General features: G+C 71.6%; 16 protein-coding genes. 7 read left to right on the forward strand and 9 right to left on the reverse strand.

What is annotated here, in order from left to right; all coding sequences use genetic code 11:
* Positions 1 to 100 precede the first annotated feature (100 nt).
* Positions 101 to 1,435 (reverse strand): hypothetical protein, encoded by a 1,335-nt coding sequence (locus ACPYN4_RS01540; RefSeq protein ID WP_424445454.1) that lies wholly within the window; start codon positions 1,433 to 1,435, stop codon positions 101 to 103.
* 230 nt (positions 1,436 to 1,665) lie between these two features.
* Between ACPYN4_RS01540 and secA the strand changes: the two genes are divergently transcribed.
* Positions 1,666 to 4,470 (forward strand): preprotein translocase subunit SecA, encoded by a 2,805-nt coding sequence (secA, locus tag ACPYN4_RS01545; protein ID WP_424445455.1) that lies wholly within the window; start codon positions 1,666 to 1,668, stop codon positions 4,468 to 4,470.
* 13 nt (positions 4,471 to 4,483) lie between these two features.
* Here secA and ACPYN4_RS01550 read toward each other — a convergent pair whose 3' ends face one another.
* Both ACPYN4_RS01550 and ACPYN4_RS01555 read right to left on the reverse strand, forming a co-directional pair.
* Positions 4,484 to 4,900 (reverse strand): PIN domain-containing protein, encoded by a 417-nt coding sequence (locus ACPYN4_RS01550; RefSeq protein WP_424445456.1) that lies wholly within the window; start codon positions 4,898 to 4,900, stop codon positions 4,484 to 4,486.
* Positions 4,897 to 5,157 carry a type II toxin-antitoxin system Phd/YefM family antitoxin gene (locus ACPYN4_RS01555; protein WP_424445457.1) on the reverse strand — a complete coding sequence of 87 codons (261 nt, stop codon included), beginning with the start codon at positions 5,155 to 5,157 and terminating at the stop codon, positions 4,897 to 4,899. The genes ACPYN4_RS01550 and ACPYN4_RS01555 overlap by 4 nt, the downstream gene beginning before the upstream one ends.
* Positions 5,158 to 5,307: 150 nt before the next feature.
* Between ACPYN4_RS01555 and ACPYN4_RS01560 the strand changes: the two genes are divergently transcribed.
* Positions 5,308 to 6,531, forward strand: coding sequence for a pyridoxal phosphate-dependent aminotransferase (locus ACPYN4_RS01560; RefSeq protein WP_239282065.1), 1,224 nt, complete (start codon positions 5,308 to 5,310; stop codon positions 6,529 to 6,531).
* A 10-nt stretch (positions 6,532 to 6,541) separates the two neighbouring features.
* Here the strand turns inward: ACPYN4_RS01560 and ACPYN4_RS01565 are convergent, their stop codons facing one another.
* Positions 6,542 to 6,982: an Rv3235 family protein gene (locus tag ACPYN4_RS01565; protein WP_239282066.1), complete on the reverse strand. Its 441-nt coding sequence runs from the start codon at positions 6,980 to 6,982 to the stop codon at positions 6,542 to 6,544.
* Between the two features lie 164 nt (positions 6,983 to 7,146).
* Here ACPYN4_RS01565 and ACPYN4_RS01570 point away from each other — a divergent pair, with 164 nt between their 5' ends.
* Positions 7,147 to 7,773 carry a hypothetical protein gene (locus ACPYN4_RS01570; RefSeq protein ID WP_424445458.1) on the forward strand — a complete coding sequence of 209 codons (627 nt, stop codon included), beginning with the start codon at positions 7,147 to 7,149 and terminating at the stop codon, positions 7,771 to 7,773.
* Between the two features lie 20 nt (positions 7,774 to 7,793).
* Here ACPYN4_RS01570 and ACPYN4_RS01575 read toward each other — a convergent pair whose 3' ends face one another.
* Positions 7,794 to 8,075, reverse strand: coding sequence for a helix-turn-helix domain-containing protein (locus tag ACPYN4_RS01575; RefSeq protein ID WP_239282068.1), 282 nt, complete (start codon positions 8,073 to 8,075; stop codon positions 7,794 to 7,796).
* Positions 8,076 to 8,173: 98 nt separating this feature from the next.
* On the opposite strand from ACPYN4_RS01575, the gene ACPYN4_RS01580 reads away from it, so the two are divergent.
* From ACPYN4_RS01580 to ACPYN4_RS01590, 3 genes are read left to right on the forward strand one after another with little or no spacing between them, the layout of a single operon-like run.
* Positions 8,174 to 8,806 (forward strand): SAF domain-containing protein, encoded by a 633-nt coding sequence (locus ACPYN4_RS01580; RefSeq protein WP_424445459.1) that lies wholly within the window; start codon positions 8,174 to 8,176, stop codon positions 8,804 to 8,806.
* A complete protein-coding gene (locus ACPYN4_RS01585; RefSeq protein ID WP_424445460.1) occupies positions 8,803 to 10,065 on the forward strand; it encodes an AAA family ATPase in 1,263 nt (420 codons plus the stop codon). Before ACPYN4_RS01580 ends, ACPYN4_RS01585 begins: the two co-directional genes overlap by 4 nt.
* Positions 10,066 to 10,090: 25 nt before the next feature.
* Complete coding sequence (locus ACPYN4_RS01590; RefSeq protein WP_281653092.1) at positions 10,091 to 11,584, forward strand: sensor histidine kinase; 1,494 nt, start codon at positions 10,091 to 10,093, stop codon at positions 11,582 to 11,584.
* 12 nt (positions 11,585 to 11,596) lie between these two features.
* Here the strand turns inward: ACPYN4_RS01590 and ACPYN4_RS01595 are convergent, their stop codons facing one another.
* A complete protein-coding gene (locus ACPYN4_RS01595; protein WP_039397845.1) occupies positions 11,597 to 11,845 on the reverse strand; it encodes a WhiB family transcriptional regulator in 249 nt (82 codons plus the stop codon).
* A gap of 247 nt (positions 11,846 to 12,092) precedes the next feature.
* On the opposite strand from ACPYN4_RS01595, the gene ACPYN4_RS01600 reads away from it, so the two are divergent.
* On the forward strand, positions 12,093 to 12,473 hold the full coding sequence (locus ACPYN4_RS01600; RefSeq protein ID WP_424445461.1) for a histidine kinase: 381 nt from the start codon (positions 12,093 to 12,095) through the stop codon (positions 12,471 to 12,473).
* 29 nt (positions 12,474 to 12,502) lie between these two features.
* Here ACPYN4_RS01600 and bcp read toward each other — a convergent pair whose 3' ends face one another.
* From bcp to aroA, 3 genes are read right to left on the reverse strand one after another with little or no spacing between them, the layout of a single operon-like run.
* Entirely contained in the window at positions 12,503 to 12,970 is a 468-nt protein-coding gene (gene bcp / locus ACPYN4_RS01605) for a thioredoxin-dependent thiol peroxidase (RefSeq protein ID WP_312678631.1), read from the reverse strand.
* A gap of 57 nt (positions 12,971 to 13,027) precedes the next feature.
* Positions 13,028 to 14,074 (reverse strand): ribosome small subunit-dependent GTPase A, encoded by a 1,047-nt coding sequence (gene rsgA, locus ACPYN4_RS01610; RefSeq protein ID WP_239282076.1) that lies wholly within the window; start codon positions 14,072 to 14,074, stop codon positions 13,028 to 13,030.
* A gap of 9 nt (positions 14,075 to 14,083) precedes the next feature.
* A complete protein-coding gene (gene aroA / locus ACPYN4_RS01615; protein ID WP_424445462.1) occupies positions 14,084 to 15,421 on the reverse strand; it encodes a 3-phosphoshikimate 1-carboxyvinyltransferase in 1,338 nt (445 codons plus the stop codon).
* Between the last annotated feature and the right edge of the window lie 85 nt (positions 15,422 to 15,506).

Genomic DNA, 15,506 nt, shown 5'->3' on the forward strand with positions numbered 1-15,506 from the left:
ATTCCGAGGACCGAATCCCGGCATCCGCCCCGCTGTTGCCGACATCTCCTCGGAATCCGACGGACCGCGATGCGCGCCCACGGCCGCCGCGGGCGAATGCTCAGTCGAAGATGCCGTCGAGGATCGAGCCGATGACGAGGCCGCCGAGGATGCCGCCGACGACGTCGCCGCCCCCGCCGCGGCGTCCGCCGCCCCAGCCGCCCTGACTGGGGCCGCCCCAGTTGTCGTCGTTGGGGCGCGAGGAGTCGATGTCGCGCTGCGCGAGCTGCAGCGCCTCGGCCGCCAGCTGCCCGCAGCGGCGGGCATCGGCCAGCGCCTGTTCCCGATCGTCCTCGGCGATGGGCTGACCGGTCAGCGTCGACAGCTCGAGACGGATGCGCTCGGCCTCGGCGAGCCGGGTGCGGGCGTCGGCGCCGATCCAGCCGCGGTGGCCGGAGATCACGCTGCGGGCGACACCCAGCTGTCGGTCGGCGTCGTCGATCGCGTGACGCACGTGCGCCTCGGGCGGCGGCGGGTTGGCCGCGCGTGCCCGGGCCTTCGCGACGGCGGCGTCCAGCGCCGCGTTCGCCTCGCGCAGGCGGGTCAGCTCGGTGAACGGGTCGGGCTTCTTGCCGGCCGGCGTCAGCTGCGACAGCTCGCGGTCGAGGGTCGCCATCGCCGCGGTCACGGCCGGCACGTGCAGCAGATCCTTCGCCGCGACCAGGTCGCCGCGGGAGTCCTCCACGATCGCGTCGAGCGTGGACTCGGCGCGCAGCGCCTCCACCTCGAACGCGTCGACGGCGTCGAGCAGGGTCGTCGCGCGACGCACCGCCTCGATCGCGGTCTCCAACGCCAGGTTCGCCTGCTCGCGCTGCCCCGACTCGCGCCGGGCGGTGGAGACGTCCGCGCCGTGTGCGGCGAACTCCAGCAGCTGCGCGGCCTCACCCGGGTTGCCGGCGATCTTGTGCAGGGCCTCGGGGGAGTAGCGCGCCTGCAGTCGCTGCAGCGTCGCCTCGGCGCGGGGCACGCGATCGGTGCCGCGGGCGACCTCGGCGCGGATCCCCTCGATGATCTCCGGCGCCCGCCGCGCGCGGGCGACCGGCTCGGCGAGGGCCTGCAGCCGATCGTCGAGGAGATCCTCGGCCCAGTCGCACAGCTGGATGATCCGCGCGTTGCGGGTGCGCAGCTCTTCCGGGGTGTCGGGGATGTGGTCGTGGTTGAGCTGGTTCAGCGTGAACGCCTCGCCGAGGTGGGTGCGCACGGCATCGAGCGCGTCGCGCAGGTCGCGGGTGGCGTCCCTGCCGAGTTCCAGCTCGGCGAACAGCAGCTCGTCGGCGGTCGTGCGCAGCCGCTCGTCGGCCGCGACGAGGGCGGCATCGGCACGACGGCCGAGCTCGGCATCCGCCGCCTCGCGCTGTGCGCGTTCCTGCTTGCGGGCACCCCAGAATCCAGCCATATCCCGATCCTATGCGCGGCAGCGACGGCCGCTGCGGTACGGATGCCGGGTGCACAGCCGATTCACCGCGACCGCCGCACTGGGCGGCAGGGCCGGCGCGACCCGCGTCCAGGTGCGGGTCAGCCAAGGAAAGTCACAGCCGGGTACCATGACGAGGTATGCCGTGCGCCGTCGCGCCCGGTACCGGGCGGCACCCGACGTCGCCCGCATCCGACAGATGGAGATCCTCCGTGGCCAACCCCCTCGAGAAACTGCTCCGCGCCGGCGAAGGACGCATCCTCCGGCGCCTCCAGCAGGTCGTGAAGGCCGTGAACGCCCTCGAAGAGGACTACGCGCAGCTCACCGACGAGGAACTGCGCGGCGAGACCGCCGAGCTGCGTGCCCGCCACGAGGCGGGGGAGTCGCTCGACAAGCTCATGCCCGAGGCGTTCGCCGCCGTGCGCGAGGCCGCCAAGCGCACGCTCGGCCAGCGCCCCTACGACGTGCAGATCATGGGCGGCGCGGCCCTGCACCTCGGCAACATCGCGGAGATGAAGACCGGTGAGGGCAAGACCCTGACGGCGACGTTCGCGGTCTACCTCAACGCGATCGCCGGCAAGGGCGTGCACGTGATCACCGTCAACGACTTCCTCGCGAGCTACCAGTCCGAGCTCATGGGCCGCGTGTACCGCGCGCTCGGCATGACGACCGGCACCATCATCGCGGGTCAGACCCCCGAGGTGCGCCGCGAGCAGTACAACGCCGACATCACCTACGGCACGAACAACGAGTTCGGCTTCGACTACCTGCGCGACAACATGGCGTGGCAGCAGCAGGACCTCGTCCAGCGCGGCCACTTCTTCGCCATCGTCGACGAGGTCGACTCGATCCTCATCGACGAGGCCCGCACGCCGCTCATCATCTCGGGACCGTCCTCGGGCGAGGCCAACCGCTGGTTCGTGGAGTTCGCGAAGATCGCGAAGACCCTCGAGGCGGGCGTGGACTACGAAGTCGACGAGAAGAAGCGCACGATCGGCGTGCTGGAGCCCGGCATCGAGAAGGTCGAGGACTACCTCGGCATCGACAACCTGTACGAGTCGGCCAACACCCCGCTCATCTCCTTCCTCAACAATTCGATCAAGGCCCTCGCCCTCTTCAAGCGCGACACCGACTACGTCGTGATGAATGACGAGGTCATGATCGTCGACGAGCACACCGGGCGCATCCTCGTGGGGCGCCGTTACAACGAGGGCATCCACCAGGCGATCGAGGCGAAGGAGGGCGTGCCGGTCAAGGCCGAGAACCAGACGCTCGCCACCGTCACGCTGCAGAACTACTTCCGCCTGTACGACAAGCTCGCCGGCATGACCGGTACCGCCGAGACCGAGGCGGCGGAGTTCATGTCGACGTACAAGCTGGGCGTCGTGCCCATCCCCACGAACAAGCCGATGATCCGCAAGGACCAGCCCGACCTCGTCTACAAGAACGAGCAGGCCAAGTTCGCGCAAGTCGTCGAGGACATCGCGCGCCGCCACGAGACCGGCCAGCCCGTGCTCGTCGGCACCGTCAGCGTCGAGAAGAGCGAATACCTGTCGCGGCTGCTGGCGAAGAAGGGCATCAAGCACGAGGTCCTCAACGCCAAGAACCACGCCCGCGAGGCGGAGATCGTCGCCCGCGCCGGACGCCTCGGGGCCGTCACGGTCGCCACGAACATGGCCGGCCGCGGTACCGACATCATGCTCGGCGGCAACGCCGAGTTCCTCGCCGTGCAGGAGCTCAAGGCGAAGGGCCTCGACCCGGTCGAGACGCCGGAGGAGTACGAGTCGGAGTGGGATGCCGTGTACACGGCCATGCGCGACACGGTCGCCGAAGAGGCCACGAAGGTCGTCGAGGCCGGCGGTCTGTACGTGCTCGGCACCGAACGCCACGAGTCCCGCCGCATCGACAACCAGCTGCGCGGCCGCTCGGGACGACAGGGCGACCCCGGTGAGAGCCGCTTCTACCTGTCGCTGACCGACGATCTCATGCGCCTGTTCCAGTCCGGCGCGGCCGAGGCGATCCTCGCGCGCACGAACTTCCCGGACGACGTCGCGATCGAGTCCACGATGGTCTCCCGCGCCATCAAGAGCGCGCAGAGCCAGGTCGAGGCGCGCAACGCCGAGATCCGCAAGAACGTCCTGAAGTACGACGACGTCCTGAACCGGCAGCGCGAGGCGATCTACGCCGACCGTCGCCACATGCTCGAAGGCGACGACCTGTCCGAGCGCGTGCACCACTTCATCGAGGACGCGATCGGCGCGATCATCGACGACCACACCTCGAGCGGTCACACCGAGAGCTGGGACTTCGACGCGCTGTGGACCGAGTTGAAGACCCTCTACCCCGTGTCGGTCACGATCGACGAGGTCGTCGCCGAGAGCGGCAGCAAGGGACGGGTGACGGCCGAGGTCCTCAAGCGCGAGATCCTCTCCGACGCCAAGATCGCCTACGCCGCGCGTGAGGAGAAGCTCGGTTCGCCGGCGATGCGTGAACTGGAGCGCCGCGTCGTGCTGCAGGTGCTCGACCGCCGCTGGCGCGACCACCTCTACGAGATGGACTACCTGAAGGACGGCATTGGCCTCCGCGCAATGGCGCAGCGCGACCCGCTGATCGAGTATCAGCGCGAGGGCTACCAGATGTTCCAGGCGATGATGGGCCAGATCAAGGAGGAGTCGGTCGGCTTCCTCTACAACCTCGACGTCGAGGTGCGCGCCACCGGCGACGGCCAGGTCGAGGCCAAGGGACTGCAGGCGCCTCCCGTGGAGGCGCAGAAGCTGCAGTACACCGCCGCCGGTGCCGACGGGCAGGTCGAGGTGCGCAACGACCGCGGTCAGGTGCAGCAGGCCGCGACTTCCAAGGTGCGCCAGCAGGCGGCCGCGGCCGTCGCCCCGCAGCAGCAGCCCGCGGCCGAGGCGCCCCGCGGCGCGTTCGGACAGAAGACGGATGCCGCGGCATCCGCCCCCGCCGCCGCCCCGCAGAACCGCGCCCAGCGCCGCGCCGCCGACCGCAAGAAGTAGTCGACGCGGAGTTCTACTCGCTGGCGGGTTCTCGTACCTGCACGATGCCGTCGAGACCGCGCAGGTCGGCGGCGTTCAGCGTCACCAGCACATGGTCATGTGCGGCGGCGATCGCGGCGATCATGCGGTCCGTGCGGTGGGCCCGCGGGTCGCCTCCGGTCGATTCGACGCGACTTGTGATTCTGCCGTACCACTCGGCAGCGCGGTCGTCGAAGGGGATGCCGACGCCGAACACCCGCTGGAGCTCTTCGAGCGCGGCCATCCGCGCGCGCGCGACGTCGGCGGACCGCGCCATCGAGATCCCGAGGCGCAGCTCGGCATAGGTCAGACTGCTCACGGCGACCCGGTCGAACGAGGAGACGTTGAACGCGCGCTCCTCCTGGAACAGCGCGATGACCGTCGACGTATCGAGCAGTGCGCGCTCGGTCATCCCCACAGATCACGCTCGGGCTCGTCGCGCGCAGCGGCCAGGTCGGCCATCAGGTGCGGATCGAGATCGAGCTGTCTCAGCCGCGCCATGACCTCGGCGCCGCTCACTCCGTAAGCGGGTCGATGCGGAACCAGATCGGCGATCGGGCGATTGTGGCGCAGCACGACCACGGTCGCCCCATCTTCCACGTCGTTGAGCACCGCCGTGGGATTCTGGCGCAGTTCGCCGACGGAGATGGTGGACGCTCTGGTGGACATACGGCGAGTCTATGTCGGTCTGTAGACAATTGTCTACGTAGCAGCGAAGAGGCGCCTGCGTCCGTCGCGCTGTGGGTCGCGGGCCACGACGGGGCGATTGGCATGCGGCCTCAGAACGGGGCGGCAATGCGACGGGCATATCCTGATGCGATGAGTCCCCGCATCCTCGACCAGTCATCCAAGCTCAAGGACGTCCTCTACGAGATCCGTGGAGCCGCCCTGGTGGAGGCTGACCGGCTCGAGGCCGACGGGCACCGCATCCTCAAGCTCAACACGGGAAACCCGGCGATCTTCGGGTTCGAAGCCCCGTACCAGATCGTCCGCGACATGATCGAGGCGATCCCCCACGCGCACGGCTACAGCGACAGCCGCGGCATCATGTCCGCGCGCCGCGCCGTCGTGTCGCGCTACGAGGAGATCACCGGCTTCCCGAAGTTCGACCCCGACGACGTGTACCTCGGCAACGGCGTCTCCGAGCTCATCACCATGACGATGCAGGCGCTGCTGGACACCGGCGACGAAGTGCTGATCCCGTCGCCGGACTACCCGCTGTGGACCGCCATGACGAGCCTCGCCGGCGGCACGCCGGTGCACTACCGCTGTGACAACGACAACGACTGGCAGCCCGACCTCGAGGACATCCGGTCGAAGATCACCCCCTCGACGAAGGCGATCGTGGTCATCAACCCCAACAACCCCACCGGCGCGGTGTACTCCCGCGAGGTGCTGGAGGGGATCGTGCAGATCGCGCGCGAGCATTCGCTGCTGCTGCTGTCCGACGAGATCTACGACCGCATCCTGTTCGACGACGCCGTGCACATCCCGCTTGCGACGCTCGCGCCCGACCTGCTGTGCCTCACCTTCAACGGGCTGTCGAAGACGTACCGTGTGGCCGGGTACCGGTCGGGATGGCTCGTGATCACGGGACCCAAGAAGCATGCCGCCGGGTTCCTCGAGGGCATCCAGCTGCTGGCCTCGACGCGGCTGTGCCCCAACGTCCCCGCCCAGCACGCCGTGCAGGCAGCGCTGTCGGGGGTGCAGTCCATCGACGCGCTCATCGCCCCGACCGGCAGGCTCCACGAGCAGCGGGATGCCGCGTGGAACGCCCTCACCTCGATCCCCGGCGTCACGTGCCACAAGCCACGCGGCGCCCTCTACGCGTTCCCGCGTCTGGACCCGGAGGTCCACGACATCCGCGACGACGCGAAGTTCGTCTACGACTTCCTGGTCGCCGAGCACGTCCTGCTCGTGCAGGGCACCGGGTTCAACTGGCCGACACCCGACCACTTCCGCATCGTCACGCTGCCCGAGGCCCGGGTGCTGACCGAAGCCGTGGAACGCCTCGGGAACTTCCTCGCCACCTACCGCCAGTAGCGGGCGGGGGTCACAGAAGGCCCAGCGAGGTCGCCCGCCAGCGGCCGTCCCAGCCCTCCAGCCGCACCGCCACCGCGCGGGTGCGCACAGGGCCCGCCGTGATGACGACGCCCTCCACGACGCCATCGGCGGGGGAGGTGGTGTGGGTGGACAGGATGCGGTACGCCGGGCGTGCCGGGGTGACCCCCCGCGCGTTGCGGGCGCGTGCGGAGAGGTTGGCGCGGGTCACCAGCGCACGGAAGGCGTCCTCGCCGAGCCAGCGCGCCAGCTGGTCGACCTCGCGGACGCCGGCGAGCACCTCGAGGACGCCGATCGTGAGGTTCTTCAGCAGCGGCTCGGGGGCGGGCAGCGCATCGGTCGAGGTGCGCTGCGGGGCGAAGTACTCGGCGACGTCCAGCGCCGAACCGTAGCGGGATGCGGCGCCGGGGGCACCGCCGGGGGGAGGGGCCATGAGCCGAACCTCCTGTCGTTGTACCGGATGGGGAGCGGGATGGGTGACGGTGGCATGAGTACAGCACAGCGGCCGAGGCCGTGGGATGAGAATCCTCCAACCTGTGGACAGAGCGCCTGTGGACAGAACGGGCGGCTCCGTCGGCATCCGCGTACGCTCCCCTCGTGCGCTGGGATCGATTCTTCGAAGACCTGGAAGACCAGCTCGACTCCGAATGGGAGGCCGAGCGCGCCGCGCTGGACACCGAGTCCGAGCGGCTGCGGCTGTCTCGGGTGCGGCTGCGCGAGCGGCTCGTCGCGATCGCCGCGGCAGGGTCGGCGCGGCCGGTGTCATGCGAACTCGCGGACGGATCGGTGCTCGACGGCCGTGTCTCGCGGGTCGGGGCGGACTGGTTCGGGCTCACCGGCGCCGCGCACGGCGACGGGGAGCGGCGCCTCGCCGTGCGGCCGCTGTGGATCGTCCCGCTCGCGGCGGTTCAGGCGCTCGCCCTGCCCGTCGAGGACATGCTGGGGAGCGTCCGTGACGCCGCCGCCGGCGACGCGCTCGGTCAGCGCATGGGGCTCGGATTCGTGCTCCGCGACGTCGTGCGCCGCCGCGTCGGGGTGACGGTGCGGCTGACCACGGGCAGGGTGCTCCACGGCACGATCGACCGGGCCGGTGCCGACCACCTCGATCTCGCCCTGCACGACGCCGGGCAGCCGCGCCGATCCGGCGCCGTCACCGGGTTCCGCGTCGTGCCGTTCGAGGCGATCGCCGCCGTCGCCCTCGACGCGCCGCTCGAGCTGCCCTGACTGCCGCCGCGGAGCAGACCTCAGTCCGGGTTGCGGACCGCGCCCCGCCCCCACAGCTCGGGGAAGCTCGCCGCGTTGGACTCGCGCCACAGCGCGATCCGCCGCGCCTCCTCCGCCTGATCGTCGAGATACCCGGCCACGCTGTCGGCTTCGATGCGCCACCGGGCGGGCGTGCCGATCCTGGCGCCGCGCAGGCGCCCGTCGAGCACCAGCGCGATCACCTCGTCGACGGGGAGCTGCAGCATCTCCGCGACCTGCGACGGGGCCAGCAGGCGCACACCGGAGTCGGTGGGTTCGGGCATGAGGACATTATGCGTGCGTCCCGATCACGGCAGTCCGGCCCACGCCGGGGCTGTGGATAACCTCGGCGCGAGATCGCGCGATCGGTGACGATGAGGACATGAGCGAGCTTCCCGTCACGGCGCGGCCGCGGCCGCGCGCCTTCTGGGCGGACGTGAGATTCCTCCTGGGCATCGCCCTGGTGATCGTCTCCATCGCGGGCGTCTGGTTCGTGGTCGCGGCCGCACGCCAGACCGCGCCGGTGTTCGCCGCGGCGCGGACCATCGTGCCGGGGCAGGCGGTGGATGCCGATGACCTGCGTGTCGTCGAAGTCGCGCTCGGTCCGCTCGAAGACGCGTACGCGTCGCCGGCGACCCTGACCCCCGGCGCCGTCGCGACCCGCACCGTCGCCGCCGGCGAACTGGTGCCGCGCGACGCCGTCGGCGACGCGGCGCAGGCGCGCACGACGACGATCGTGATCCGCAGCGCCACCGCCGTGCCGGCCGCCGTCGCTGCGGGCGCGACGGTCGAGGTGTGGGCGGCGCCGCAGCTCGAGCGCGGCGTCTACGACACTCCGCGCATCCTCGTCGCATCGGCGACCGTCGTGTCGGTCGACCGCGACGAGAGCATGATGGGCTCGGCGGGCACGGCCGTCGAGCTCGTGATCTCCCGCGCCGACGTCGCCGCCGCGCTCGCGGCGGTCGCCGACGGCTCCAGCCTTTCGGTCGTGCCGTCGTCGGGGACGACGCCGTGAGAGTGATCGTCGCGTGCGACGGTTCGGTCGGCGACCGGCTGGCGGAGCGGTTGCGGCGTGAGGACGTCGATGTGCGGCTCGTGGTCGCGGCATCGGCCCCCGCTGCGGCCGCCGCCGACGCGATGACGGGCCGTGCCGCCGCCGAGCTGCTCGGGGAGCTGGCCGGCTCCGACGCGCTCGCCGTCGCCGCGACCCGGGAGGCCCTCACCGCGCAGCTCGTGACGGCCTGCGATCGCTTCGGCGTGCGGATCGTCGCCGTCTGCGCGGATGCGGCAGAGCGCCGTCTGGCGGAGATGTTCGGCGTCGTGGCGGCGGATCCCGACGAGGCGGCGGCGGCCGTCGTCCGACCCGCACCGGCGCCCGAGGCGTCGCCCGCCCGGGGCCGCGTCCTCACGGTGTGGGGGCCGGCCGGAGCCCCCGGGCGCACGACGATCGCGATCGAGCTGGCGTGCGAGCTGGCGCGCGACGGACGCCGCGTCGCGCTCGTCGACGCGGACGCGCACGCCCCGTCGATCGCGATGCTGACCGGGCTCGCCGACGAGGGACCCGGGTTCGCCGCGGCGTGCCGCGGCGCCGAGCGGGGCACGCTGACCGTGGCGGAGCTGTCGCGCATCGCGGTGCCGCTCGGCGAGATCGAGGTGCTGACGGGACTGAACCGTCCCGGCCGCTGGCCCGAGCTCTCCGCCGCGCGGGTGGGTGCCGCGCTCGACCACTGCCGCGCCTGGGTGGACGACATCGTCGTGGACGTCGCCGCGTCGCTCGAACGCGACGAGGAGATCGTCAGCGACCTCGACGGCCCGCGTCGCAACGCCGCGACGCACGCGGCGCTGGCCGCCGCCGATCTCGTCGTGGCCGTCGTCAGCGGTGACCCGGTCGGGGTCTCCCGGTTCGTGCGCGCCCACGCCGATCTGCGCGCCGCCGTCGGCGCGACCCCGGTGCGCGTGCTCGTCAACAAGACCCGCGCCGCCGCACTGGGCCTCGATGCGCGCGGGCAGCTGCGTCGCACGCTCGAGCGCTACATCGGGCTCGACGAGATCTGGTTCGCCCCGTGGGACCCGAAGGCGACGGATGCCGCCATCCTCGCCGCCGAGCCGGTCGCCCGCGTCGCGGGCCGCTCCGCGCTGTCGGGCGCGGTGCGCCGCTTCGTCGGCGAGGCCGTGGACCCACCGGTGCCGGTGCGGATGTCGCGGTCGGCGCGGGTGGGGCAGGAGCCGACGCGGCGCGGCATCCGCGGCCGTCGTGCCGCGCGCACGGCCTGAGGCCCGCTCGCCTAGTCTGGAAGACGTGTCCACGCTCAGCGACCTCGTCTATGCCCAGGGCCGTTCCACCGACGCCGACGTCGAGTGGCTGCACCGCCTCGCCGGCGACGGGCAGCTGCTGGCTGACCTCGCGTTCGCCGACATCGTCATCTGGGTGCCCACGGCCGACGACTCGTTCATCGCTGTCGCCCACACGCGACCCTCGGGTGCGGCGACCCTGTTCTACCGCGACATCGTCGGCGACCTCGTGCGCCCGCAGTGGCGCACGCAGGTGCGCGACGCGTTCACACGCGCCGAGATCGTCGACTCCGCCTCGCCGGACTGGTTCGAGGAGACCCCGACGCGCGTGCGTGCCGTGCCGATCGTCCGGGAGCGGGGGTCGGCCGAGCATCCGCCCCGTGTCGTGGGCGTACTCACCCGGCACACCAACCTCGGCGAGGCGCGGACGCCCTCGCGCCAGCAGATCACCTTCAACGACTGCGCCGACGACCTGTTCGGCATGGTCGCCTCGGCCGACTTCCCCGACCTCGCCGCCCCGACCTCGCCGCGCCGCGGCGCGCCCCGCGCGTCGGACGGCCTGATCCGGATGGACGTCGACGGGATCACGACCTTCGCGAGCCCCAACGCGCTCTCCGCGTTCAACCGACTCGGGTTCGACGACGAGCTCGAAGGCGAATCGCTGCTCGAGGTCGCCACCGGCATCCTGCCGAAGGGACGTGACTTCGACGAATCGCTGCCCATCGTCATGGCCGGTCGCGCGCCGTGGCGTGCGGACATCGAGGCCCGGGGCGTCACGGTGTCGCTGCGGACCATCCCGCTGAAGGACCGCGGCCACCGGATCGGTGCGATCGTGCTGTGCCGTGACGTCACCGAGATCCGCCATCAGGAGCAGGAGCTCATCACCAAGGACGCGACGATCCGCGAGATCCACCACCGCGTGAAGAACAACCTGCAGACGGTCGCGTCGCTGCTGCGCATCCAGTCACGGCGCACCCACTCCGACGAAGCGCGCGACGCCCTCACTCACGCGATGCGCCGCGTCTCGGCGATCGCCGTCGTGCACGACACCCTGTCGGAGGGCCTGGCGCAGAACGTCGACTTCGACGACGTGTTCAACCGGGTGCTCAAGCTCGTCGCCGAGGTCGCCGCGTCGCCGAACACCCGCGCACGCACCTCGAAGACCGGCACGTTCGGCACGCTGCCGAGCGAGTACGCCACCCCTCTCGCCCTCGCGCTGACCGAGCTCGTCACCAACGCCGTCGAGCACGGCCTCGCCGATCAGGAGGGGGAGGTCGAGATCATCGCCGAGCGCACCGAGGAGCGCCTGGGGGTCAAGGTGCGCGACACCGGCGTCGGCCTGCCGGAAGGGCAGGTCGGGCGGGGGCTCGGCACTCAGATCGTGCGCACGCTCATCCAGGGCGAGCTCAGCGGCACGATCGACTGGCACACGCTGGTCGGGTCGGGTACCGAGGTGACGATCGAGATCCCGATGCGGTACCTCGATCGGGCGCGGGCCTGAGGTCGGCGCGGGTCAGCTCGCGCGGCGGGCGCGGGCGGCGCGGCGCTTGAGGGCGCGGCGCTCGTCTTCGGAGAGACCGCCCCACACGCCCGAGTCCTGACCGGTCTCGAGGGCGTACTGCAGGCAGATCTCGGTGACCGTGCAGCGGGCGCAGACGGCCTTCGCCTTCTCGATCTGGTCGACCGCCGGCCCGGTGTTCCCGACGGGGAAGAACAGCTCGGGGTCGACAGTGAGGCAGGCGGCTTTGTCGCGCCAATCCATAGGGGTGCTCCTTGATGCGGGATGAGAAGTTTCGGGTTCGGGTCGGACGCCGGGCGTCCGTTACCCTGGTGGGTGTGCGAGCTCTGCTCGCCCCACTTCGCTGTGGGAGCACACGAATAGATCCATGGTCCCATGGCTATTCAGATGAATCAAGGGTGAACATGGCATTTCCTCTGGGAATTGCTGTGGATCGCCTCCACGACGCCGGCTTCACCCGTGCCGGACGCGTGAGACGAGGGGGAGCGCCGTGAGGACGACCGTCGCCGAGCGTCAGGCCGCCGGCATCCTCGGCCTGCAGGCCATCGCCCTGCTCGTGCTGGCGGGGTGGGAGCTCACCGCGCTCGTCTCCGGCGACACCGACGACGTCGGCAGCTCCATCGCCCTGCTCGTGCTGACGGCGATCGGGGCAGCCGCGCTCGCGGCCTTCGCCGTCGCCGTCGCCCGCGGCGGGTCGTGGGGACGATCGGGGGGCATCGTCGCCCAGCTGCTGCTGCTGGCCGTGGCGTTCGGCGCGTTCACCGGCCCGACGGCGGCACCCGCCGTCGGCATCGCGCTCGCGGTTCCCGCGCTCGTGGGGCTGGGGCTGCTCATCGGCGCCGCCCGCGCGGCCGCCCGCCGCGCCGAGTAGCGGCCGAACCGGCGCGGACCGGGGGCCGGTCAGCCGACGCCGAGGAGCGTGCGGATGCGGGCGACGTGCCCGGTCGCCTTGACGTTGTACAGCGCGTGGGTGACGACGCCGTCCGCGTCGATGATCACGGTGGAGCGGATGACGCCCTCGACGAGCTTGCCGTAGTTCATCTTCTCGCCCCACGCCCCGTACGCCTCGTGGACGGCGTGGTCGGGGTCGCTGAGCAGCGGATAGGTCAAGCCGTCGCGCTCGCGGAACGCGCGGAGTTTCGCGGGATCGTCACGGGAGATGCCGACGACGGCGTATCCGGCGGCCTGCAGCGGGGCGAGGCTGTCGCGGAAGTCGCAGGCCTCTGTCGTACATCCCGGCGTCATCGCCGCGGGGTAGAAGAAGAGGATGGCGGGTGCGCCGCGGAGGTCGTGCAGCGAGACCGTGCGGTCGTCCTGGTCCACGAGGGTGAAATCGGGCGCGGGCTGTCCGGGTTCGAGGCGGGGCATGCTTCCAGCGTACGGCTCGCGTGGCATCCTGCTCCCCGCGGATGCGGGCGCGCCCGGTCAGGCGAAGGTGGCGAGCAGACGCTGCAAGGAATCCAGACGCGCCGCGCCGCGGTCGCCGAGGCGCCCCTCCGCGACGGCCTCGACGATCGCGCAGTCGGGGGCGTCGGGCAGGTGCGTGCAGCCGCGGGGGCAGTCCTCGGCCACCGCGGCCAGGTCGCTGAAGGCCTTGAGGATGTTGGCGGGGTCGACGTGCCCCAGCCCGAACGAGCGCACGCCCGGGGTGTCGATGACCCAGCCGCGGGCGGCCGGGTCGGCGGGGTCGACGTAGCGCAGCGACACCGTCGAACTCGACGTGTGGCGGCCGCGGCCGGTCACCTCGTTGACGTGGCCGGTCGCCCGGTCGGCGCTCGGAACGAGAGCGTTCACGAGCGTGGACTTGCCGACGCCGGAATGGCCGACGAACACCGTGGCGTGGCCGATCAGCCGCTCGCCGATCTCCGCGACCGGCATCTGACCGCGACCGCTCGTGAACACCTCCAGATCGTCGAGACCCTCGAAATGGGCGAGGAAGCCGCTCGGGTCGGCGAGGTCGGTCTTCGTGACGACAAGGAGGGGATGGATGCCGGCGTCCAGCGCCGCGATGAGGTACCGGTCGACCAGCCGGGGCCGCGGCTCCGGGTCGGCGGCGGCGACGACGATGAGCATCTGGTCGGCATTGGCGACGACGACGCGCTCCACCTGATCCGTGTCGTCGGCGCTGCGCCGCAGCAGCGACGTGCGCTTTTCGATTCCCACGATGCGCGCGAGGGTGCCGGTCTCCCCGCTCGTGTCGCCGACGATGCGGGCGTGATCGCCCGTGACGATCGGCTGCTTCCGCAGTTCACGGGCCCGTGAGGCGAGGACGGTGTGCTCGTCGGGGCCGTCTTCGTCCACGAGCACCGTGTAGCGTCCGCGGTCGACGCCGAGCACGCGCGCGATGCGGGCGTCGGCGTGCGCGGGACGGCGCTTCGTGCGCGGGCGGTTGGCCTTCGGATTCGGGCGCACCCGCACGTCGGCCTCGTCGAACTCCGGCTCGTCGTCGTCGACGTCGTCCAGCCAGCTCATCTCACCCGCTCACTCCGCGGGGGTGGCGTCGAGCATGTCGTGCCACAGCGCGGGGAACTCCGGCATGGTCTTGGCGGTCGTGCCGATGTCGTCGACCTCCACGCCCGGCACCCGCAGCCCGACGAGGGCTCCCGCAGTGGCGATGCGGTGGTCGTGGAAGGCGCGCCACACTCCGCCGCGCAGCGGACGGGGGTTGATCCGGATGCCGTCGGGCAGCTCCTCGGCGTCGCCGCCGAGCGCCCGGAGGTTCGTCACGAGGGCGTCGATGCGGTTCGTCTCGTGACCGCGGATGTGGCCGATGCCGTGCAGCGTGGTCGGAGCGTCCGCGAACGCCGCGAGGGCGAACAGCGTGGGGGTGAGTTCGCTCGCGGCGGTGAGGTCGAGGTCGACGCCCGCGATACGGGGACCGCCGACGACCGTCAGCGCCCCGCCGCGGCGGGAGACCTTCGCACCCAGGAGGGACAGGATCTCCGGCAGCAGCGCGCCGGGCTGCGTCGAGCTGGCCGGCCACGCCGGTATCGTCACCGACCCCTGCGTCAGCAGGGCTGCCGCCAGGAACGGCGCCGCGTTGGACAGGTCGGGCTCGATCGCGGCATCCCGCCCCCGCGGAATGCCGGCGGGCACGAGCCACTCGTTCGGGGCGGGGCGCTCGACCTGGATGCCGCGGCGACCGAGCGTCTCGATCGTCATGTCGATGTGCGGCAGCGACGGCAGGCGCTCACCGGAGTGGATGAGGTGCAGGCCCACGTCGAACCGGGGAGCGGCCAGCAGCAGCCCGGAGACGAACTGGCTCGATCCGCTCGCGTCGATCGTCACCTCGCCGCCGCGGATGTGACCGCGGCCGCGCACGGTGAACGGCAGCGACCACGTGCCTCCGTCGTCGATGTCGACGCCGATCTCGCGCAGCGCCTTGATCATCTCGCCCATCGGGCGGTGCAGGGCGCTGTCGTGCGCGGTGATCGTGACATCGCCGTCCGCGAGGCCGGCCAGGGGTGCGATGAAGCGCATGACGGTGCCGGCCTGGCCGCAGTCCACGACGGTGTCGCCGCGGAAGCTCGTCGGCGGGACGACGTGCAGGTCGGGGCCGAATCGGCCGGTGCCGGCGACCTCCTCGATCTCGACGCCGAGAGCGCGCAGCGCCCCGATCATGCGCGCCGAGTCGTCCGAGTGCAGCGGCGAGGACAGCACGCTCGGGCCGTCGGCGAGGGCCGCCAGGACGAGCTTGCGGTTCGTCAGTGACTTCGAACCCGGCACGCTGACGGTGGCCTGGACGGGTCCGGTGGCGGGCCGTGCCGGCCATCCGGAATCCGAGGCCGGATGGGGGAGGGAATACCCGGTCGCAGTCATCGGGTTCTACCCTAACGAACCCGTCCGACGCCGCAGAAAGAAGGTGCCCCAGTTGACAGCGACTCTCGCGCCGGTTAGAGCGGAT

Origin of the sequence: Microbacterium sp. CH-015, assembly GCF_049707015.1 — a bacterium.
GTDB lineage: Bacteria > Actinomycetota > Actinomycetes > Actinomycetales > Microbacteriaceae > Microbacterium > Microbacterium aurum.